Annotated in this window: 16 protein-coding genes; 1 reads left to right on the top strand and 15 read right to left on the bottom strand. The window is 36.7% G+C overall.

Annotated elements, in window-relative coordinates:
- Nucleotides 1–368: 368 nt before the first annotated feature.
- On the top strand, nt 369–815 hold the full coding sequence (locus GQR60_RS02265) for an HU family DNA-binding protein (protein ID WP_225441311.1): 447 nt from the start codon (nt 369–371) through the stop codon (nt 813–815).
- A 505-nt stretch (nt 816–1,320) separates the two neighbouring features.
- On the opposite strand, the gene GQR60_RS02260 is transcribed toward GQR60_RS02265, so the two are convergent.
- From GQR60_RS02260 to GQR60_RS02190, 15 genes are all read right to left on the bottom strand, one after another.
- Nucleotides 1,321–2,499, bottom strand: coding sequence for a thioredoxin family protein (locus tag GQR60_RS02260; protein ID WP_124991374.1), 1,179 nt, complete (start codon nt 2,497–2,499; stop codon nt 1,321–1,323).
- Nucleotides 2,500–2,988: 489 nt separating this feature from the next.
- Nucleotides 2,989–4,377 carry a RagB/SusD family nutrient uptake outer membrane protein gene (locus tag GQR60_RS02255; RefSeq protein ID WP_160463392.1) on the bottom strand — a complete coding sequence of 463 codons (1,389 nt, stop codon included), beginning with the start codon at nt 4,375–4,377 and terminating at the stop codon, nt 2,989–2,991.
- Nucleotides 4,378–4,393: 16 nt separating this feature from the next.
- On the bottom strand, nt 4,394–7,924 hold the full coding sequence (locus tag GQR60_RS02250) for a SusC/RagA family TonB-linked outer membrane protein (protein ID WP_124991372.1): 3,531 nt from the start codon (nt 7,922–7,924) through the stop codon (nt 4,394–4,396).
- 103 nt (nt 7,925–8,027) lie between these two features.
- Nucleotides 8,028–9,185, bottom strand: a complete 1,158-nt coding sequence (locus GQR60_RS02245) for a FecR family protein (RefSeq protein WP_124991371.1) — start codon at nt 9,183–9,185, stop codon at nt 8,028–8,030.
- Between the two features lie 271 nt (nt 9,186–9,456).
- Complete coding sequence (locus GQR60_RS02240; protein ID WP_124991370.1) at nt 9,457–10,014, bottom strand: RNA polymerase sigma-70 factor; 558 nt, start codon at nt 10,012–10,014, stop codon at nt 9,457–9,459.
- Between the two features lie 594 nt (nt 10,015–10,608).
- A complete protein-coding gene (locus GQR60_RS02235) occupies nt 10,609–11,778 on the bottom strand; it encodes a thioredoxin family protein (protein WP_124991369.1) in 1,170 nt (389 codons plus the stop codon).
- A 306-nt stretch (nt 11,779–12,084) separates the two neighbouring features.
- Nucleotides 12,085–12,408 (bottom strand): cupin domain-containing protein, encoded by a 324-nt coding sequence (locus tag GQR60_RS02230; protein WP_124991368.1) that lies wholly within the window; start codon nt 12,406–12,408, stop codon nt 12,085–12,087.
- A gap of 118 nt (nt 12,409–12,526) precedes the next feature.
- Nucleotides 12,527–13,042 (bottom strand): hypothetical protein, encoded by a 516-nt coding sequence (locus GQR60_RS02225; RefSeq protein ID WP_124991367.1) that lies wholly within the window; start codon nt 13,040–13,042, stop codon nt 12,527–12,529.
- Nucleotides 13,043–13,222: 180 nt separating this feature from the next.
- Nucleotides 13,223–13,759, bottom strand: a complete 537-nt coding sequence (locus tag GQR60_RS02220) for a ferredoxin (protein ID WP_124991366.1) — start codon at nt 13,757–13,759, stop codon at nt 13,223–13,225.
- A gap of 196 nt (nt 13,760–13,955) precedes the next feature.
- On the bottom strand, nt 13,956–15,341 hold the full coding sequence (locus tag GQR60_RS02215) for a TlpA family protein disulfide reductase (protein ID WP_124991365.1): 1,386 nt from the start codon (nt 15,339–15,341) through the stop codon (nt 13,956–13,958).
- 241 nt (nt 15,342–15,582) lie between these two features.
- Complete coding sequence (locus GQR60_RS02210) at nt 15,583–16,935, bottom strand: TlpA family protein disulfide reductase (protein WP_124991364.1); 1,353 nt, start codon at nt 16,933–16,935, stop codon at nt 15,583–15,585.
- A gap of 15 nt (nt 16,936–16,950) precedes the next feature.
- Nucleotides 16,951–17,094 carry a hypothetical protein gene (locus GQR60_RS02205; protein WP_154675795.1) on the bottom strand — a complete coding sequence of 48 codons (144 nt, stop codon included), beginning with the start codon at nt 17,092–17,094 and terminating at the stop codon, nt 16,951–16,953.
- Nucleotides 17,082–17,315 (bottom strand): TlpA family protein disulfide reductase, encoded by a 234-nt coding sequence (locus tag GQR60_RS02200; RefSeq protein WP_124991363.1) that lies wholly within the window; start codon nt 17,313–17,315, stop codon nt 17,082–17,084. Before GQR60_RS02200 ends, GQR60_RS02205 begins: the two co-directional genes overlap by 13 nt.
- A 69-nt stretch (nt 17,316–17,384) precedes the next feature.
- Nucleotides 17,385–18,926 (bottom strand): RagB/SusD family nutrient uptake outer membrane protein, encoded by a 1,542-nt coding sequence (locus GQR60_RS02195; RefSeq protein ID WP_124991362.1) that lies wholly within the window; start codon nt 18,924–18,926, stop codon nt 17,385–17,387.
- A gap of 122 nt (nt 18,927–19,048) precedes the next feature.
- Nucleotides 19,049–22,579 (bottom strand): SusC/RagA family TonB-linked outer membrane protein, encoded by a 3,531-nt coding sequence (locus GQR60_RS02190; protein WP_124991361.1) that lies wholly within the window; start codon nt 22,577–22,579, stop codon nt 19,049–19,051.
- Between the last annotated feature and the right edge of the window lie 57 nt (nt 22,580–22,636).

Genomic DNA, 22,636 nt, shown 5'->3' with positions numbered 1-22,636 from the left:
TGAAATTTACCCTATTTTACATCCCCTGCTGCCAGCACATCTGCAAATGCATATTATTAGTTCAACCTCTAATAAAAACAAACATACACACAGATAGCTCACACCTGCTCACAAACCAAATAAATTCCATTAACAGTCTCCCAAACCATTTGTTAAATTTCATTAATTTCACTGAATCGGTAAAACTTGGCAAACTTGACACTTTATTAAAATGTAGATTTTACTTAATTTCACACTTGTTGAAATGGAAAAGATCTGTTTCGGGTAAAAACAGACAACCCATCGGCTGGTCATCAACCGGATCGTTTTGAGACGCGAGTTTGGAAGAGGAGGCCGATGGGCTCTGAAATATACAAACAAAATCGTAATTGATTCTGAAAAAGTTAAATCTTGAAAAAAGAGTTCGTTTACGATTTAAATTCAAAAATCAAATGGCAATAAATTTTAAAGTCATTGAAAGAGGCCAACCAGGTATAGTAGGTGGCGGTGAAAAAAAGTACTATGCAAGCAACATGATCAGTGGAAATGCTGACATTGAAGGTTTAACTGAGGGCATCGAAAAAATCAGTACCGTGAGTGGTGCAGATATCCGTGCCGTGCTTTATGCTCTAACCGATGTAATTCCAAACATGCTTGCCGATGGAAAATCGGTGAAACTTGGTGAAGTGGGAAACTTCAGGGTAAGCATCAACAGCGAGGGGAAAGAAACCCCTGAGGAGGTAAATGCCAACTGCATAAAGAAATCGAAGATTATCTTCACGCCCGGCAAAAAATTAAAGGGGATGTTAGATAGTTTAAAGTACCACAAATTGTAGATGCTAAATTTCATGCTTATCGCAACTTTTTGCAATCACTATTGCAACTTTTTGCGGTAAGCATCGCAAAAAGTTGCAGTAAGCATAATTCTAAAACGGGATAAGCATTCCGCAATTACGCACTACCGATCCTCTTTTTTAAATCTGCCTATCACAAAAACAAGCTCGTGGTTTACCTGGAAGTAAGCACATTTGTGTAAATGTAAATATCTTAAATAATAAAGCAAGGCTTCATTTCTTCAATTACTCTTTCCTAAAACCAAATCCCGATCTTAATTCAAAATTTCAATCGTTTAACCGATTATTTTAGAGTAAGACCCCCATTGATGAAACTCCATATGATATCGCTGCCGTAAAAAAAAAGCAGCCACACAAATGCGGCTGCTCAAATAATATTTCAAATTTAAAACCTATTTTTAAAAAACCTAATGAAAGGGACCTGTTTTGAGATACTCTAATTTTAACCCTATGTTATTCTAAAATGCCCCAACGTTTTTCAAAAAAACTATTTTATTTCACTCAACAGATATTGAACATATTCTCTTGTTGATACAGATCTATAATCACTTTCCCCTTCTGTCGATTTTAAGTAATCATTCCCAATTTTTTTAGCACGATTAATATCGCCTGCAATAACATAAGCATAAAACTCAGGATAGCAGAATTGATCAGGCTCCATCATTTTTTTCTTAAATTCATTAGCCCAATCAATTACTAAATCAGGATTATTGAACTTCGAAAACTTTTCTTTTCCAACACCATACAATTCCCAAACCAACTCATTGCGCAGATAATTATTGGGTTTTGAAAATTCCTGCAGGTACTCTTTTGCAGATTTTTCGAATGATAAAAAATCGGATTTGTTTAAATAATACTTCCATTCTGCTCTTTTCATAAATAAGCCCAACTCATCGAATCCAATTTGCTTGTATTTAAGAACAATCTCTTTATATTTCTCTGTTCCAAAGTTCGACTGCAATTCATAATCAATTTCCTGGTCAATAGCTCTTTCAATTTTAAAATCATATGCTACTTTCTGATAGTCTTTTCGATGACGAACTACAAAGACAAACACTTCACCGTCTGTATCCAATCTCACATCTGATATCATTTCAAAAGTTAAGCTATCCAGCTTTTGTTTTTCGGGCAGGCCTTTAAAATATTCCTCGAATTCACCTTTAGAGTTTTTATCAAAAGCAAAGTAGTTCATAGCTACCGGCAAAGAGCGATCGCCATTGTTCCATTTTGTTATACTTGAACCTACTCTCTTATCCTCATCGAAGACTTTTTTTGCTTCTGTCAATAATTTATCAACCTCATGAAAACCTACCGCCAAATGCAGTAATTCCCCTTCGCCATCAACCCACATTAGTGTTGGATAGGCTGTCACATGATATCGATCAGCAATTTCCTTATTATCAGCTTCCTTTTTATCTGTCTGCAACTTAAAACTCACAAATGATTTATTAAAATAATCTCCTACTGCTTTTTGAGGAAACACTTCTTTGGATAGCTTTTTACATGGGCCGCACCATGATGTAAAAACATCTATAAACATTGGTTTATTTTCCGCTTTTGCTTTTGCCAAAGCCTCCTTGAAGGTGCCGTGTTCAAAGTTTATTCCTTGTGAGAATACATTACCGCAAAATAAAATTGCAGCAATAATTACAAATAAATTTTTCATTATTTTTTAATTAATAAAGGTTTTATCTTAAGATTATTCCTTACAGGTTATTATACAATTTTCTTTATAGAATTCTAAACATTGATCTATAGATTAAATCCGTCATTTCAATTCAGTTTTCTTTTTGACAAAATAGCTGATAGACAAAATTGAAAATGCCAACATAGGTTAGAAATATCAATAAATGAACGGATACATCTAAAATGAGCGATTTCTCTTTAAGAAATTCATCTAACACAAATTTATTTACAGAAGCTAAAATATTAGTTACAGCAACCAGCAGTATAAAAACAGCTGTTTTTTTTAGTGCTTGACATATGGGTTGATGATTAAAATTCAATAAATAAAAGGGTGTCCTAAAAGTTCAATCTCATTGTTATTCTGAGCTTACTGAAGCATATTTACATCTGAATCACAGACATTTAAACTTCAATAAAAAGATTATTTTCAAATGAAACTTTACTTTTCGGACATCCTCTTGAGTGCTGTTTACCGAGGGTTTTGCTCAATTAAAGAATTCAACTCGATCACTTTACGTGGAATTGGAAGCACATATCTTTTGCTTCCAGGCTCCAAAGTGTAGGTCTGACCAAACAAAGTATGGGTGATTGTTTTAGCAGTCTTGGAATCCTTGTTTAATCGCTTTAAATCGAACCAGCGAAGTCCTTTAAATATGGTTTCTCTTCTTCGTTCATCCAATATTATCTGCAAAAGTGCATCTGGATTTGTTTCTGTGATATCAGTTGTACCTGTTACATACCTCTTGGTTCGCAAAGCATTTAATGCTTTAAGGGCTCCATCAATATCATTATCCCGCAATTTCGCTTCTGCTTCTGTCAGGTATACTTCACCAAGGGAAATCCCCCTATTTACATCTGCTTCATCTGAATACCGATAACCATTGGGATCCTCAACAAATGAGTAGTATTTATAATTGGTAACAAAATTTTGATACCTCAGATCGGATGTTGGATCCATGAGAGTCATTAACTCATCTGACACGTAATATTTGCTGGATAAATCGCTGTTTTCCTTGTAAAAAACAACATCCGGCTTTTCCCAACCCGAATAAGGAGCCCAGTTGTCGAGACCAAAATCCGGTTGTCCGGGCTCATACTGCTCAATTGTATTGTAGTCTTTCAGTTCCGGCACAATTTGCAAAACCGAATCTGCGTACTGCCAGGATTTTTTATATTCTCCCTGATATAAATAGAAACGAGACAGAAGACCAAAAGCTGCTGGTTTTGCAGCTTGAAAAGTATACTCAGATTTGTTGGAAAGTAACTTCGATGCCTCTTTTAGGTCTGTCAGAACCTGAGCGTAAACATCAGCAACAGTAGCTCTTCCATATCTGATATTAATATCGGATTCCAACGGCAATGGTACACCAAGAGCTGCTGAAGCCGTATTTTCATCATAGTGTTCTGCATACAGATTCACCAAAATGAAAAAAGAATGAGCTCTGTTCAACAAAGCGGAACCTTTCACAAAATCTCTTGAATACTCGCCTGATCCTTCCGGAGCATCATCAATTTTTTCCAAAATATAGTTACACAAATAAATCACATGATAGAATCCTTCCCAATTCCCATCATTCTTCGAAACATCGAATAAGTGATCCGCCCAAGTATAACTTTTCACAACAGCCGGATTTGCAGAAGAGGCAACATCTTCAGGAAGCTTGCAGTCATCAGTCATTAAAGTCTGATTTCCATGACCAAACGCAATTGCATTGGGTTCAAAGATATCGAAAGCATCCAAAATCATTCCCATATCGTCAACTGTCTTAGGAATCAAATTCCCTTTTGGTGTTTCATTTACAAAATCCTGACAGGAGAAAAAAAGCAGGACAATAAGGATTATATATATATTTCTCATAACGAACATTTTAATTTTACAGATTCAATTTCAAACTTACTGTATACTTAGCTCTGACGGGCAAACTAAACGGTGAGCCATAACCTGACGCAGATAAATAATCTGTGTCCAAATTATACCTGTTGGCAGCCCAATACCAAAGGTTCTCAGCATTCAGACGGATAGAAGCATCTTTTACTGGTAACTTTTCAATTAATTTGTTCAATTTATATTCCAGACTAATGCTCTTCAATCGGATGATATCCCCTTTGTCTACAAGATAATCGCTGTACTTCACAGCATCACCTCTGTCAAATGAAGCATATCCCGGACTTGCATCCAACTTAGGCGCCCATTTTGTTAACTCGTCTCCAGGTTTGGTCCATCTATATTTCTCCGACATCCATTCTGTAGGGGTGAAATCATCAAAAAAGGAATTGTCCGGCGAAGGCATTCTCACCTTATGTCCAAGTTTATAGGTTATCATGATTCCCAAACTTAGATCTTTGTATCGAAAGGTGTTGGTAAGGCTTCCAAATACAGGAGGTGTACTTCTGCCCATAAATCGATGATCGTCAATAGTAAGCTTATTCAAATCAGTATAAGGCAGAATTGCATCATCCCCCTTCTTTTTGATTTGCGGCTCACCGGCAGTATCCAAACCTGCATATGGAATGGCTGCAATGTACGAAATTGCTTTTCCTTTCAATGGTGATTGAAAATACAAACCTCCTGATGAAGGAGTATAGTTAATGTCTGTAACTTTATTGTAATTGTACGAAAAATTGGCTCCCAAATCCCATAAGAAGATTCGGTTGAGAATGCGTGCATTTAACGAAACATCGAGTCCTCGATTCAATACAGATGCCGCATTTTTTAATACTGAGCCCCAACCAGATGTTGCATCATTATTAACGGTACTTAACAGATCTCTGGATCTTTTCTCATAGAACTCAAAAGTACCATACATTCTTCCACCCAAAATTGAATAATCCACTCCAACATTAAGCATATTTGTCTTTTCCCAACCCAACTCTTTATTTTCAGGATTTGTAATTGAAAGAAAATTCAAACCACTCAGGGAGTAAGATTGATCAACTTTACCTACAATATCAGGTCCGGTAGATTTCTCAATATTTCCGCTTAAACCATATGATACTTTTACTGCCAGATCATTGATCCAATCACTTTGGAAAAACTCCTCTTGTGACAAATGCCATTTTCCTCCTACTGACCAGGAAGGATTGTTTCGGAATTGACTTGAATTGACCAACATATTGGTCTGATCTAAACGCACACTTGCAAACAGATCATACTTGTCCTGATAAGAGAGATTCGCAGTACCAAAATAGGAAGCATATTTCTCCAAAGTTTCTTCCAATTCCGGAGAATAACTTAAATAGCTTCGTTTTCCGGTATAACCTTTAAATTTCCCTTCCTGAAGAGAAGCCAGGTCAATTGCCTCGTGAGCCATGGTGCCTTCATCATAACCAAACAAACGATTACTGCTATATTTTGTTTTCAACGAATACAGCTCATTACCTACCATAAACTTTATTCTGAAATTGTCTGGATTTATTGAATATTGCAGTGTATTTCTAATGGCAAAAGATTTTGTTTGATCAAAAGACAGGTCGAGAATTCCACCTTTTTTAGGCAAATGGCAGGCTATAATTTCAGGAGTTTCAGTATCGTCCACTTCGGTATAACTATTCTTCAAATCCCTCACATAGTCATGCTCTGATCTATACAAGTTACGTCCTTCAGTCCTTCCGGTTTCATAACTTCCAAAACTAGTGAATTTCAAGCCCTTAATTAACTCAATATCTAATTTTAAACTAGTAGCGACATTAGTTGTCTCCTTTGTTTTGTCATTCAGTCTTACCTTCCGGAGGTTATTTTGGCTCCAATCCAGAAATCCGCTGGCATCCAAAAGATCTCTATAGTTTTCGGAAATACTATGATTCTGATCAACATATGCCCCATCTTCATCTAAAATTCTTTGGTAGGGTAACATTTCCCACGCACTGCCATTACCATTATTATTGCCTTTTTGGTAAGTTCCACGTAGTCCAATCTGAAGATCGATTCCTTTAGCAAGATTTACATCTGTATTTCCAATAAAATTGATTTTATCAGCAGAGTTCCCCACCAATTCCTGATCAGTTTTGTCATAGTTAACTGAAAAATAATGAGATGCTTTATCTGTTCCGGTAGTTAATGAGATATTGTGCCGCTGCACCGTTTTTCTTTGATAGAATAAGTCTTCAATCTGAGATTCATTATCGAAGGCTCCGATCTCAGCTATTCGTGCCCTTGCCTCATCCAATGAAATACTTCCCTGCTCCTCATAATCAATCCATACTTTCTGTACCTGATTGTAGCCATCGGTATCCGACCATCTGAAGATTCCTTTCCCCAAACTTCTCTCAAACTCCAGTTCTGCATATTCAGAAGCATTCAATCTATGATAATCACCGATATCAACTTTATCTTCGATACTGTAACTGCCCGAATAACTTACAGCCAATTTACCATTCTTTGCTCCCCTTTTCGTCGTAATTACTACAACTCCATTTGCAGCACGAACCCCCCAAATTGAAGCTGAAGCAGCATCTTTTAATACTGATATCTGATCGATGTCATTAGGATTTAGGTTTAACTCAGAACTTTCCAATGGAATACCATCCAATACAATAAGAGGTTTTTTATTGCCTAAAAGAGTTCCCTGTCCACGAATCATTAAATTATTATCCTTATCAATATAAACACCCGAAGCGGCTCCAATTAACTTTTCCCGAAAATCTGTAGATACAACATTGTCCATATCTTCGTTTTTCAGAATTGTAAACGATCCTGTTGCACGTCCTTTCTCAATTGTTTGAAGTCCTGTTACCACAACCTCTCCCAAAGTTTCAGAATCAGCTGACAAGATTACATTCTGCACAGCTTGCCCATTATAAGCTACCTCTTGCGATGTCATACCCACAAAAGAGAAAATCAAAAATGCATCTTTGTATTCAACTTTAATGGAATAATTTCCATTAATATCAGTAGCTACACCATTACTGGTTCCTTTAACAACAACTGATACTCCTGGCAGAGGCGAACCATCTTTATCGGTAACCTGGCCAGTAATTACTTTTTTCTGTTGTTGTACAGGAGTCGAAATAGATTCCTTTTGCTTAGGAATTACATTCTCGCGAGGAAACAAAACAATCATTTTGTCTTCAACACGATAATCTAAATTGGTGTTCTTCAAAACCTCGTACAAAACGTTGTCAAGACTTGCATCTTTAAAATCAACATCAATAGCTTTTAACTCTTTCACATACTCGTAATCGTATATAAAATCGTAATTGCACTGCTTCTGAATTTGCTCCAAAACTTCCTCTACACTAGCATTCTCCACATGAATACTCAAAGAGGTTTGAGAAAAAATCTCGTTGCCCTGAGCACTCAGAATTCCAAATAAAAATAAAAATACACTTAGTTTCATGGTCAGTAGTATTTTTCGCAGCCGAGAGTATCTGTTCTCACGACTGATGTAAACACATTTTTTTTTCATAAATTTGAATTTGGGTTAGACATTCGTTTAACTTGACATTTATTGAGTCTTTCGACTCGTGTTTTCGGGGAACCTGGTCCGTTCCCCGTTTTTTTTATTCTGGTTATTTTCCGCTGACAAACAATCCTTTTTGATTCAAGCTGATTTCAACTGGCGAAACCTCTTCAATTAAACTAATTAGTTTGTCTATATCTTCATATTTGTTGAGTACTCCTGATATTCGTCTGTTTAGCAATGCATCATCTTTACAGTTTATTTCTACTCCATACCATCTCGACATTTTACGAAATACACTTCCCAATGGCTCCCGGTTGAAAACAAACTTTCCATCCTTCCATGCCGAATACTCGTAAGTTTTCACTTCACGTACCCTAATTTGATTCGAATTACGATCTAATCCAGCTTGCTCTCCGGGTGCAAGCAACACTTGGTTGCCACCATAAGCAAACTTTACTTTCCCTTCAACCAAAGTAGTTTGCACCTCTGCTTCATCGTCATAAGCCATAACATTAAAAGATGTTCCCAACACCTCAACATCGGAACCATCATTCATGTGAACCGTAAATGGTCTTGCTGCATCTTTTGATACTTCAAAATAGGCTTCTCCCTTAAGCGTAACCCCGCGTTTCCCTTTTCCAAACTTTACCGGATATTCTAGTTCTGTTTGTGCATTCAGCCATACTTTTGTTCCATCGGACAGTACCATTGCATATTCCCCTTTTACCGGAGTAACAATGGTATTGTACTCCAACACTTCCCCGCGAGTCTCTCCTTGCTGATAAATTAGATTGTGATTTAGATTTGTTGCCAATTTCTCTTTCCCTGATTTGATCTCTTTTCCTTGAAAATCTTCGAGGTAAATGGTTTTGCCATTGGACAATTTTAAGCTGGCTTTGGCACTTCCCGCTTCTACAATAACCTGATTGCTGCTCCAATACACCTCATTCAACAAATAAGTTGTAGCAAGCAAAGGCAACAGAATCACTGCGGCCCACTTTAGTGCTGTTCGAATGTAAACAATCGGACGATTGACCAATTCCGGAACCTGATCGGTTATTTTACTCCACGATTTTTTGCGATCAACTTTTGCATACAAATCATGTTTCTTACGGATCTGTTGCGAATCCGATGCTTGATGATATGCTTCCTGATTGCTCTTCTTTTCGCTTATCCAATCTGCCAGCAACATCTCTTCCTCGTTGGTCAATTGACCAACTTTCTGCTTGGTAATAAGCTCAGCTATGTGAAAAATATTCTTCATTTATTGTGTGTGATTTATTAAAGAGACCACTATGAAGAAAAAGAGTGTTAGTGAAAAAGTATTTTTTTTCTAAAAATATTATTAGCAAAGGATGTATCGATGAACTACGCAGGAAATCGTGTATACACAAATGCTAAACTCACTGGGAAAATGGGTTAAATTAAAACCAAAAAATATAACTCTTTAGGGACAGAGAGATTGAGCTGCCGGGTATATTTTTCCCCTTGCATGAATTTTTAAAGATAATTTCAAAACATGGTTTTAGGCCTGATTAACTATTGATTCCCAACAGCAATGCAATAACAAAAGCATGCTCTCCCAACTTCTCACGAAGTTCTCTGTACGCATTTAATTTGTGCGATTTAATGGTATTCACTTTTAATCCCATTATATCGGCAATTTCCTTATTTTTTAATCCTAATAAACTGTATCGGATAATCTTTTGACGTTGCAGAGGCAGTTCTGCAATAAATTTGTAGAGCAATCCGGAGACCTCTTCGGAGAGTACCTGATCCAAAAAAAACTCCTCTGACTCCAATCGAGGCAAGGTTTCTTCTTTGTAATTTCTTCTTACCTGTTCGTGTTTAATCTGGTTCAAACACTTGTTTCGAACAGCACGATACAAATACACTTTTAAACTTGTTTCGTTTTGGTATTCATCCTGCTTTTCCCACAAACGAACAAACACATCCTGAACTAAATCCTCACTTAAATCAACGCTTCCCAAATAAGAATTGGCAAAACCAACTAAGCCTGCAAAATATTGCTCAAAGATCTTTTTAAAGCTCGATTTGTCTAATCTTATTTTATTTAGATGATCCAAGGGCATAGGGGAGTTTAATTCGGCCTCTAAAATAATCAGATTTCCTTACAATCAAAAAATCTTTGTTTTTAATTCCATTTCCTTATTCTACCTATTGTTTTCATAAGTAACATTTCAATATAAGCCTTCGATCCCAAATACATTCTCAGCAACCAAGCTCCCTCGGCAGCAACAAACAGCCCTCCTTTTTGGCAATGCAAAACAAACTTAAAAAAGGGGAAAAAAGCATATACCAAGCAAAATACATTGGCACTACCAATTATTGAATCCCTGCAAATTGAATTCACCCTAACCTACTTTTCCCTGTTAAATACTATTCCGAAGACTAAACTGATGAACTTGGCAAACCAGACAATTTATCAAAATGCAGGTTTTACTTAATTTTGCACTTATTGAAATGGAAAAGATCTGTTTCTGGTAAAAACAGACAACCCATCGGCTCGTAATATTTATTGAGGAACTCCCTCCTCTTTGGTTAATGCTAAATTTGTTTCTCTTTCTTTGAGACATAAAAATACCCCAAATGTTGTGTCTAACATTTGGGGTGCAGTTCAAAGGTAAAGGTGAGTTTGGCTTGTATGAGTAAAAAAATCAGCAGATTTAATTTTTCTCATTCAAAAATATTGCTGACCACAAGTCTTTCTTTTGATCTTCGGGTGCCAACTCTATTGATTTTGCAGCCTGAATTTTCGCCTCTTCTGTTCGTCCTGCTTTATTCAATATGCAGGCATATGTATCTATATTCGCAAAATTGGAATTCAATTCAACAGAGCGTTTGGCCATTTTCACAGCCTTGTTTACCAATTCTTTATCAAGATCCTCTTTTGCTTCAGCAATAGTCCATGCATATTGGTTCAAGTTCTCGAAGTTGTCAAAATCATACTTTATTCCATAATCAGCCACTGCCTGATAAAATTTTCTCTGATCAGGATCACTTTGAAGCATATTCATATCCAAAAATGCAACCACCTTTGTTCCAACTTCTTTGTCGAGAGCAATTAACTCTTTCTTTTTAAGACTTAGAGCCTCCATATCGCCTTTACGAGCCAATTGTACCATTTCACCGAACATGGTATTCTCCAAAAACTGGTCAATCTGGGCTTTATCAGCTACAGCATAAAAACTGGCCTTATTTTTCAACACAAAGTGAAAAACAGGATTTGATGTGCTTTCAATCGTACTGGCAATTAACTCGGCATCTTTTGCATTAATCAGCTCTTCAGGTTTTTTACTTGAAAAATAGCTGTCAACAGCCTCTTTTGCATCAATACCCGCGTTTGCAGAGGTCATGATGTACCTTTGCATAAATTCGGAACTACGATCTCCTTTTTCGAATTGTTTGTTTAGTGCAGCCCAGTTATTTTTAGGATCTAAAGCTAACGTAGCTGCCGCGATAAGTGATTGTGTATCGCCTGCTCCCACCATTTTGTGCTGCAGCTTGCCATCGGCATCCAACCACAATAAAGTAGGAAAAGCAGATATCTGATATTTTTCCATTAAAGGTTTTCCTGCTTCCGATTCCATATCCATTTTCACACACACAAAATTCTTGTTAAAGAAAGCTCCGACTTCATCTTGGGTGAAGATATTTTTCGCCAAATATTTACAAGGACCACACCATGTGGTGTAACAATCCATGAATACAGTCTTATTTTCTTTTTTTGCTTTTGCCAGGGCCTCTGCAAATGTTCCGTGTTCAAATGCTATGCCTTGCGAAAATGCGCTGACAAAAACGAATATGCTTACTAATGATAAAATTATTTTCTTCATGTGTTTTATTTTTTTACTTGGTGAATATTATTAAAGATCAGTCTCTAAATATTTCTGTCTTGTTTATAAGACAACTAAAATCTATAATAAGGTGAAAGATCAAGTATAAAATATTGTTAAAATTTATTAACGATAAAATTGAAAAACCGACTGCAATCAAAGAACAAGTTGCTATGCTTAAGCCTACAATAAAAAAGGATCAGACTTTGATTAATTCTGACCCTTTTAATTGTCTTATTTGTGTCAGGATAAAAATTAAACCCGGAACATTAAAACACTACTTATTTTAATTCAATGTCTTTGTTCTTATAAATAGTCCTGCCTGATTGGGCTAAATACATCGACAAGCTCACCTGCATCAATAATTTCCATAGAATGTTCAACATTGGCAGGAATGGAATAAGTATCCCCTGTAGTTAATAAATAATCCTGATCTCCAAATTTCAATTTGTACTTCCCTGAAATAACATAACCGCTTTGCTCATTAGGATGTTTGTGAAACGGTACAAAATCGGTTGATTTATACAGCATCTTCGTTACCATAGTGTCTTTGCCAATGGAAAGAACTACGAAATCAACACCCAAAAATTGTTTTGAAACCGCATTTTCTTTTTTTACTACATTTTTCATATTCTTAGATTTTATTATTTATCACTAATTCCATTTGAATATGACAAGGTTTTTAAGGTTTTGTATCACCACATATTTTTAGAGAATCCAACCTGTGAAGTGCACTTCACAGGTTTAATTATTTTCTTTTTCGATAATCACTCAAACACTTTTGAAGAGATTCATAATTACCTTGCCAATCCATATTATCAATAGGGAAATTCTCTGAAGTTTTACATGAAGAATCTTCTTCAAAAAAATCGTTAAATGCTTCAGGGAATTCAGTCTTATATTTAGTAATGTCTCTGTTTATACAATACACAACAGCCTCTATTACCTCTTGTAACTCTTCTGAAATATTGATCTGACTTCCTTTGTCAATCTTATAGCAAACAGTCTTAGTCTTAGCATCTTTAAATATATATTTACTGGCTCTTTTATAGGCCGAATACATTATCTGTGAATTTACCGTATTTAAATCAACTATTGAAGTTTTGGTTTTATTATCAGTAGATTGAAGCTTAAGAAATGGTGCATCTTTATCTTCGATTGACACCATCTGCACTTCAGGTTTTAAAATTGGTTTTGATATATTATCACAAGCTGACATCAATATGACTAGCATGATTACCTGCAAATTAATTGTTCTTTTCATGGCTTTATTTAATTAGTAAAAAAATATAAAATTTGCATTTCCCAAATTGTATACACTACAACTAAAATCCCAACTGACTCGCCTATCATGTACAAGGCCTGAATTTGCTTCAAAATAGGATGTTCGGTAAGGAAATAGGAATAAACTCAAATAATTCGAATAACTACTTTTAAGCAATCTTCACGAGGCAGTGTTAGGGTGATTTATCGCTATCTTTGCAAATGTTGAAGTTGCAAATAGAGCTGTTGCTTCCCCTTCAACTCTACCTATTATTTGTCCACCACCAGAAGAATTACCGCCCTGCAGAAAAGAGATACTACAAGTTTCACCCCATCCAACTAAACAAGCTATAGGGACACCATGTACTCCTGGGCCAAGTTTAATTTTTGACTGCCCAACAATTATTTTACAATCACTCCTTGGATATGCAACAGTTAAAAGCACTTGCTTATCTTTAATTTGTTGAGCACTAAGAAATGTTTGAGAAGATATATCAACAACTCCTTCAATAATTTCTGCTCTACTTAAATTAGACGCTCCCGCATCGTATCCATAACCAAAATCTACTCCTGCATTTAGACCCGCTTCAAAAATAGTTTCACTAGCTTCACAGGTAAATTCATAGTCTGCATTTCTTAAGCTTAATTTCACATTATAGCATTGGGAGTATGCTGAAACACCATAACAAGCAAAAAACAATAAAAAAAAACTCTTCATTCTTATAAATTTTATTAGTACATATTGTACTATTCAAAAAAATTAATTTCAGAAATAAGTCAGTAAATTTTCATCATATGAAAATGTGTTTTTATTTGCCGCAGGAAACTTACCATACTGAGATAATAATTCCCCTGTGTGTCAAAATCGCTTTGACATGGACTTTTCATACAACATTTTAACTTGTTTCTTCTCATCAATTCACCTGACTATTCAACTCAGATTCTATTGCATCTCCCGAAGACGGTACTGGTGCGTTGGCATTAACAATGTTAAAATCTTTATCAATAATCAGGAATCTAGGAATGCTCTTAATCTGCCAATCATCTGCCACCCGATTGATGTCCTTCACCAAATATTCTACCGCATTGGATTTTTCCTCTTCCACACACTTTACCCATCGTTCTTTCTCCTTGTCCATAGAGATAGAAATAAAAACAAGATCTGGTTGGTTGTATTTCTCTTTTAACCTAGAAAAATACGGCTTTTCGCACATACAGGGACCACACCAGGTTGCCCAAAAATCAACATATATCATTTTTCCTTTGTAATCGCTTAAATGAGCTAACTTCCCATTAACATCCTCTAATTCGATATCAAAAGCCTGATTTCCTGCCAAAAGCTTAGAGGCCTCTTTAATAGCTGCAGCCAGATTATCGGCAAGATCTTTACTTTTAAAAGTTGCCAGAATATTTGTTGCTTTGATTGTGGCTTCCTGAGAACGATTCTCGACCAACAAGTCCTTCATGGTTAGTAAAGACGCATAATCATATACATTCGATCCAACCGATACACTCAACAGATTATCATCAACCGCACATTTCTTCACAACTCGTCTTACATCGGGATGCTCAATAGAAATGTCATTCATAAACTCCTTGGAAATATTTTCTATTTCAGGTTTAATTTTCATTAAATATTGTTGGTGTTCTTTCTCAATGTTCCCTCTGCTGTAAATTCCATCCTGACTATAAAAATAGTGAAGATATGAATTGGCCAAATGTGCAAAAATTCGGGACCTTTCTACCTTTCGAAATTCATCGGAAAGTTCTTTTGTTGTATTTAGCGTATTAATTTTTGATGCAGCCAAAGAATCAACAAACCCTTTGGTCAACTCAAATGTAGACTTGGCATTACGACCGCCATTTAAAAATGAGTGAGCCTTATCGCCATAAAAGTACAGTTGAAAATCCGCCAAGTAGCGATTCGCCTCGGCTCCGGTTCCATTGTATTTGGTTTGAGTGCCGTTGTCAAGTTGAAAGTAAATATCCAGATCGTCCCCAGGACTTAAATAGAGAAGATTAGTCCCGGTTCCATATTCTTCAAAAACATTATAATATCCTGACGAAGTAAGCGTGACAACAGTATCAAAACTATTCTTTTCATCTAGTTTTAGAATAATGTCTTTCGTAGAGCTTACTTCACTCAACAAGCCTTTATACTTAATAACAAACTCGTCACCTACCTTTTCTGAGAGCTTCCCTTTTAAGTGAATCGTTTGGGAAGATGTTATTGTTTTCAACAAAAACATTCCTATAATTAGTAAAGCAACAATGGCTGCCAATGCAATTTTTTTATTCATTTTATTATATTTTTTTTAGTTACCATATAGCCTGTCCCGAACTTGTTTCGGGAGAACTTACCATGCTCAAATAATCATGATCCTGTGTCAAAATCGCTTTGCCATGGACGTTTCATATGTTTATAATTTTAAGTTTTTGTCATATGGAACTTACCATATAATCATCTCCCTGTGTGTAGAAAGCTTTATACATGGACGTTTCATATTGTATTCTCTTTTGTTAAAATTTATATTGCAATTCTTAATTTAACAGCTTATTAAGCAATGGTTCAATTTCGCTATCGGAAGGACGGGGAGCAAAAGAATTCACAATTTTAAAATCTTTATCGATGAGAATGAATCGGGGAATCAGACTGATGTTCCATGCAATTAACTGATCCAAAGTTAAATCTCTGTCGGCATGATATTGAAGCACAGCTGTTTTTTCTTTGGTTTGCATAAACTTTAGCCAGGCAGCTTTTCTTTCGTCTATAGAAACCGAAATAAAAACAACATCCTGGTATTTTTCTTTCAACATAACAAATGAAGGAAACTCTCTTTTACATGGTCCGCACCATGTAGCCCAAAGATCCAAATAAATCAATTTCCCTTTAAAATCGCTCAGATTCACCTGTTTGCCCTCCATATCTTGGAGAGTCAACTCTATGGCCGGCTTTCCACTTTCAAGAACTTCTATTTTTGCAACGGCAGGTTTTAGAATCGCCACAAAATCGTTACAGGTAAGTGTTGTAAGCTTTTCCCTTGCCTCGGCTATTAACTCAGAAGAAACACCCTCGTCAAACTTTTTCAACAAATCCCTAAGGGTATAAAATTCGGTCCAAATCGATTTTTCAGGAAAAAAAGCCAAACTGTCTTGCCTGCACCGGTCAACAACCCAACGTATATCAAACTGATCGATACATGCATCAGCAACAAGATTACGAATAGCAGGCTCAACAAGCGTTCGTATGTTTTCAATAAATTTCCGCCCAGGTTCTGTTTTATACTCATCCCCCAAACCATACTTTTTTCCTTCATCCGTAAATAAGTAATAGTTTAAATAACTATTTACCTGATGTGCCTGAATACGATTTTTTTGCACATTAACAAAGTTTTTGTCCAAGCCTTCTGTCTGATTAAGAACCGTTAATTTTTCAGCGGCTATGGAATCAACAAGCAGTTTCGTTTTTTCAAACGACTCCCGAACATTTTTCCCTTCATCTAAAAAAGACAAGCTCACATAAATATGCATTTGGTTTGCATTCAGGAAATCACATTCCTCTTTTGTTGCACCCTTAAATGAGTAAGTACCTGTGGTGTTATCAAACACAACATCCAAACTTTCGCCGGGAATAATATATATGCTTACCCCTTCTATTGTCCAGAACTCCGGTTCACCAGCCATAAGAATCGTTTCAAAGAAACCATCTTCACTAATCTCTATCTCTTTTTGAGTGTATTCATTAAAATCTAAAGCTGCATTCTCTTTTTGGAATCTTACTTTACCTTCTCTTGATGAAAAATGATATCCTCTAATTTTCACTGGTAAATCAGCAGAAAAAACCTGCAGACAACAACACAAAAAGACTCCTGTTAGTAATATATATTTCGACATTTTCTTAAGTGTAAATTATAATGAACTATTTATTTTGTTCCCGATAACTTCGCCGGATGACGGACGATCAGCAAATGCATCAACAAAAGTGAAATCCTTACTTACAAGTGCAAAACGAAGAATTCCTTCTACTTGCCACTGTTTACTTATTGACTCCATATCTTTTGAAAGGAGTTGAACAGAACCAATGCTTTCTTAATGAATGATTGCCATTTTCCTTTGTCCTGATCGACTGATATGGAAAGAAATACAACATCCTTCCCGATTAACTTTCCATAAAAAGGCAGCTCTCCCAAACAAGGTCTGCACCATGTATCCCAAAAATCGATGTAGATCAACTTGCCTTTAAAATCACTTAGTTTTACATTTTTACCATGCATCCTCGAGTTGTAAATAGAATTCCATGGAGAGATTTTTTCTCCCCATGAAATAGATCTGTTTGCACCAAATTAGTAGGTGTTTTGTTTGATCACTCCCCTGCTCGCAGTAATGTCATCAGCCGGAATGGGAAGAGCATAACGTCTTGAATCGGGCGCCAGTCGATACTCCTTAATTGGATCATTTTTTAAGACTCCAAATTCGTTAACCGGAAAAAATGTTTTCACCAATGTGATATCGTCGTTAGGATCATTATTGCTATTGCATCTTCTTATATCTAACCAGCGTTGGGTAAATGGCATTTCGCGTTGGCGTTCATCCAAAATAAGACTGATGGCTTCTTGCTTTGTTGATGCAGTAAGGCTCAATACATTTACCGGAGTTTCGGTGCTGAATCGTGTTACCCGCAGTTGATTCACCACATTCATTGCTTCGGTATAATCACCCAATCGTGCCAAGCATTCTGCTTTTATCAAAAGCATTTCAGCAGAACAAGGACCGGAACTTATTTGATACGACCATTGAACGTAACCGGGATAACTATAGGCCGGATCATCCATTCCCCAATCGTAAGATAAATTTTCTACAATATGGTATTTATACCTTAAATCGTAAGTTTGATTGTAAAGACTCAATAATTTTGCACTGGGCACAAACCACCCATCATTACTATGATAAACGTTTCTGTAGTAATAGTTCCCTTTATAATTCGCAACCAATAAAGCATCAGCACCCGTACTAATATCCCATGTATGAGGATAATTAATTGTAACATACTCGTAATCATCAGTAGAACCATTTATCATGACTTCCTCTTCCTCGAAACTCATCTCGGTATTGTAATCAACCAATTCAGAATAATCGGCAAGTGCCGTATTTGCATGTATCATTGCTTTTGTATAATCTCCTTTCAGTAGATAAAAACGTGCAGCCAAACCATTTGCAGCTGCAACATTTCCCCTCCAATTTCGTTTGGCTGTTGCACTCATTTTTAGCTTTAAGGCTTCCTGAATATCATCTTCGATAAACTGGTAAGTCGCTTCCAAAGAAACTCTTGTTAAATCTTCTTCGAACGAAGTTGATTTTTTGATGGGAAGCCCCATTTCGTTTTTGTTCTTTTCGGTGTAAGGTAAACAAAATGTATTTACAAGATTAAAGTAGCTGTAGGCTCTTATCAAATAAGCCTCCGCCTTCATCTCTTCCTTCTGTTCCAGAGTTCCTGATACATGATCAACATTGGTTAATACTAAATTTGCATTGTATATGATTCCAAAATCGCCCCCCCACGAGCCCTTTGCAGAATAACTATCTGTTAAATACTCAACTTCCCACAAACTTTGACTCATTCCATCATCACTAAAATTGCTGGGGCGTGCTAAATACAGTTCAGGACTCACCTCGTAGCTGTCGCTGGCCAAAATCAATTGCTTATTTGCATCAGTATTAAAAGAAGAATAGCGAGAAAGGATACCACTTAGCTGCTCATAAGTAGTAATGGGAATTCCTGCACCTTTTGAAGGTTGCTTATCTAGATAATCGTCACACGAACTGAATAACAGCAAAGAGCTAACTAGAACTCCCAGCTTCCAAAATAATATATTTTTACGTTTCATAGGTTTATAATTTTAAGTTTTTGCCATATAGCCTGTCCTGAATTTGTTTCGGGAGAACATACCTCATAATCATCTCTCCGTTTGTCGAAAAGATTTAACCATGTATCGTTCCTAATTGTGTTTTAAAAATCGAACTTAAATCCAAATGTATAGGAAGGCAGTAATCGTTGAGATCCTCTCCTAAAATCAGGATCCTCTTTGGCTCCTTTTATTGTAAGCAGATTATTTGCCTGCACATAAGCAACCACTCTTCGCAAATTTAGTTTTGAAATGATACTTTTGGGCAATTGATAATTTAAATTGACTTCCTGTAATCTAATATTCCAGGCATTGGCAACCATATAATCCATATAATTTGTTCCCCAATTACCATAGTCATAATCATATTCGTCATATGGAAGCTCAATCGATCCTGTATTTCTTATCGGCTCACCATTGGCAAACAGGTGTGAGAGATACCCATTGGGTAAGTTTCTCCCCGATGAAGTTGGATAATTGAAACCTGAACGAAGGAATTTATGACCAAACACTCCGGTAAATACGAATGACAGATCAAAGTTTTTGTACGAAAAATTATTCGAAAAACCCACAGAATAAGGAGGAACTCTTGTGCCTGAATTCTTCAAGTACTCCAATCCATTTTCACTACGGAATTCATGGATCGGATAAAATGCGCCGTTAACACCATGGATCACCGGCTGCAGATTGGGTGAAGTTTCAGACCCCATATTTTGTATGCCTGCATACTTGTACACCCACAATGAATTGGCATCTTCTCCTTCCACTTCGTAACCAATCGTTAAATCATAACCACTATACGAAGCGATGTACAGTTTTTTCACTTCATTTCTGTTGTACGAGAAATTTAAATTCCCGTTCCAGCTAAGATCTTTAGTCAATTGTTGATTGGTTCCGAAGGACAATTCAATCCCCTGATTCAGCATTTCGGCATTATTCATCCTTGCACGACCTGAGCCATTGGCATTTGGAATGCTGATATTCGTTAAAATGTCTTTGCCGTGTTTGTTGTACACATCAATTTTACCATACAGCTTACCCTTAAATAAGGAATAATCGATCCCTAAGTTAAGGGTTCCTGTTTTTTCCCATCGTAAAGTTGGATTTCCCCGACTTGAAATCATGACAAATAAATCCCCGGTCTCTGCATTGCGGTTTCCAACACTAACCAAAGGTTTAAATGAGGTGGAGTTGTCAGAATTTCCATTGTATCCAAAAGTAGCTCTCATGGAAAGTCTGTCAATCCAAGACACCTCTGACATAAACGACTCCTCACTAATTACCCAGCCAGCACCCACTGACCAAAACGGAGAATATCTGTACTTGGGATCATCACTAATAAAATTGGAAGCATCGGTACGATAGCTGCCTGATATATCGTAACGGTTCTTGTACGAATAAGCTATATTTCCGTAATAGGAAAAGTAACGTGTCGTGTAATCAGAAAAATAATTTGTATAATTAAAATTGGTACTGTAACCACTCCAATTGTAAATTCGATTCGGATAACCTGTTCCGTTGGGGAACGGAGAACTGTTCAGGGTTTCATTACTATATCCATAGGTGTCTGAATAATTAAAAGTCAATCCTCTTATTTGACTAACTTCGGTACCTACAAGAACATTTATACTGTGTACCTCATTGAATGTTCTGTTAAAATCCAATTGATTCCGGAAATTGTAATTTCTTGATTCAGAACGGTCTTGTTTTAAAATATCTCCTTTGGGCAGATTGGCAACAACTTCACCCGTTTCTCTATCCCAGGAAGATGCCTGATTCACAAAAGATCTCACATAAAACGATTTCTCTCCGTAATGCGCCTTACTCCAATTGTTATAAAGTTCGTACTGAATTTTTGTTGTATAACGAAGTCCTTTAAAAAGCTTAACATTAAGCCCTGCCTGAATCCGGGCATTTAAATCTTTATTTGTTTTATTAGTATTGTTTACCTCCTCAATGGGATTGTATCCCCAATTGGTATAAGGAAATGAACCGGTTGGCACATGCCGTTCAATATTAGGTGCATAATATCTATTAATGTTGTTGTAACTCCCATCAGGATTTACCAACATCTCGTAAGGAGCCAAAGTCGTAATGTCTCCTCCGCCAAAACCTCCGTTTTCAGCATCTCTGTACTGAACCATACTGCTAATATCAAGATCCAACCACTTGGCCAGTGAAGCTGACACATTGTAGTTGAGCATATAATCCTTCGATTCATTTCCCTTGAATGCAGATCGGCTGGTATTGTAAAGTAAGGACAATCGGTTACTCATACGTGAAGTTGATCCGGAAAGGGAAAAATTATATTGTTGACTAATGGGTCTCTGTAAGATATACTTACGTATTTGTCCCCGGTTATCAAGGGTTTTTAGTTGGTTCAATCCTGTTTGCAATTCTTCATCGCTTATTTTTCCAAGCCGATGCTCACTTAGTAAGGTTACAGCAGGAGTTCTGGCATTATTCAAATTACTCCAACTGTCTGTATCTCCAATCATTCTTGAACCCCATTTGCCAAAAGCGTACTTTTCGAACTCGATGGTTTCGGCCGAGGAAGGTTTGTTGTTTGAATAATTTAAATCGTATTTCGCACCCAACTTAATAAAAGATGAAAACTCAACCCGAAGAGGGGTGTCTTTACCGGCTTTCTTTGTGGTAACAACAATCACCCCATTGGCAGCTCTGGCTCCCCAAATTGAAGCCGCTGCGGCATCCTTGAGCACACTTACCGATTCCACTTCGTTTGGGTTGATCGAATTGAAATTTCCTTTTACCGGAAAACCATCCACAACAACCAAAGGTGAAGAATTGGTTTCAAAACTGGTTTGTCCACGAATTTCGAATCTGGGATTGCCGTTCCGATCCAAGTCGGCACGCATTCCTGCTGTGGTTCCAACCAAACGGGTTGCCAGACTCATACTTGGTTTATCCAGAGTTTTTTTGTTGATAATGTCAAAAGAACCCGTTGCCCGCTCCTTAGAAATGGTTTGAAATCCTGTTACAACCACTTCGTCTAAATTAGCCGTATCATAGTTCAATACAACATTCAAGTCTGCTTGCCCGCGGTAAACAATTTCCTGCGGAATCATCCCCACAAATGAAAAAATCAATTGAGGATTCTCTTCTTCAACCGAGATGGCATAGTTACCCTCAATATCAGTAGCTACACCAGTATTGGTTCCTTTTATTACAACCGAAACACCTGGCAGAGGCGCCCCATCTTTGTCGGTAACCTGGCCGGTAATTTTCTTTTGCTGAACGGGTTGATCAATTACCGGAGCTTTCTTTGTAATTACAACAAACTCTTCGATTATTTCATACTTTAAAGGAGTTTGCCTGCAGATTTCATCCAGAACTTCTTCTAAACTTCCTCTATCCATATTCAATTCAACACTTACGCGATCATCAACATCCTCTTTGTTGTACATGAAAATGGTTCCGGTTTGATGATTCAAATCCTCCAGAATAGTTCCCAACAAAGATTCTCCAGATTGAACACTAACTTGTTGACCGAGGGATACCGATGCAGAAAGCTGCAAGGTACAAACCAACATTAATAGTAAACTTAGCTTCATAGCCAGCAGGGTTTTTCTAACAGCTGGTGATAAACACCGCCATTTCAGGTTTTTTTTCATAACTTTATGGTCTAGATTAATACTGCCATTGATTTCATAACTCAATGGATAGTTTCT

The sequence above is a fragment of the Labilibaculum euxinicum genome, from assembly GCF_009795715.1.
In the GTDB taxonomy this organism is placed as follows: Bacteria; Bacteroidota; Bacteroidia; order Bacteroidales; family Marinifilaceae; genus Labilibaculum; species Labilibaculum euxinus.
This window is presented reverse-complemented; position numbering and strand designations above follow the sequence as displayed.

Coding starts and splice junctions, on each gene's coding strand:
- GQR60_RS02260 (WP_124991374.1), bottom strand. CDS start 2,499: ATGAAAAATTTATTTGTAATTATTGCTGCAATTTTATTTTGCGGTAAT.
- GQR60_RS02255 (WP_160463392.1), bottom strand. CDS start 4,377: ATGAGAAATATATATATAATCCTTATTGTCCTGCTTTTTTTCTCCTGT.
- GQR60_RS02250 (WP_124991372.1), bottom strand. CDS start 7,924: ATGAAAAAAAAATGTGTTTACATCAGTCGTGAGAACAGATACTCTCGG.
- GQR60_RS02245 (WP_124991371.1), bottom strand. CDS start 9,185: ATGAAGAATATTTTTCACATAGCTGAGCTTATTACCAAGCAGAAAGTT.
- GQR60_RS02240 (WP_124991370.1), bottom strand. CDS start 10,014: ATGCCCTTGGATCATCTAAATAAAATAAGATTAGACAAATCGAGCTTT.
- GQR60_RS02235 (WP_124991369.1), bottom strand. CDS start 11,778: ATGAAGAAAATAATTTTATCATTAGTAAGCATATTCGTTTTTGTCAGC.
- GQR60_RS02230 (WP_124991368.1), bottom strand. CDS start 12,408: ATGAAAAATGTAGTAAAAAAAGAAAATGCGGTTTCAAAACAATTTTTG.
- GQR60_RS02225 (WP_124991367.1), bottom strand. CDS start 13,042: ATGAAAAGAACAATTAATTTGCAGGTAATCATGCTAGTCATATTGATG.
- GQR60_RS02220 (WP_124991366.1), bottom strand. CDS start 13,759: ATGAAGAGTTTTTTTTTATTGTTTTTTGCTTGTTATGGTGTTTCAGCA.
- GQR60_RS02215 (WP_124991365.1), bottom strand. CDS start 15,341: ATGAATAAAAAAATTGCATTGGCAGCCATTGTTGCTTTACTAATTATA.
- GQR60_RS02210 (WP_124991364.1), bottom strand. CDS start 16,935: ATGTCGAAATATATATTACTAACAGGAGTCTTTTTGTGTTGTTGTCTG.
- GQR60_RS02205 (WP_154675795.1), bottom strand. CDS start 17,094: ATGGAGTCAATAAGTAAACAGTGGCAAGTAGAAGGAATTCTTCGTTTT.
- GQR60_RS02200 (WP_124991363.1), bottom strand. CDS start 17,315: ATGCATGGTAAAAATGTAAAACTAAGTGATTTTAAAGGCAAGTTGATC.
- GQR60_RS02195 (WP_124991362.1), bottom strand. CDS start 18,926: ATGAAACGTAAAAATATATTATTTTGGAAGCTGGGAGTTCTAGTTAGC.
- GQR60_RS02190 (WP_124991361.1), bottom strand. CDS start 22,579: ATGAAAAAAAACCTGAAATGGCGGTGTTTATCACCAGCTGTTAGAAAA.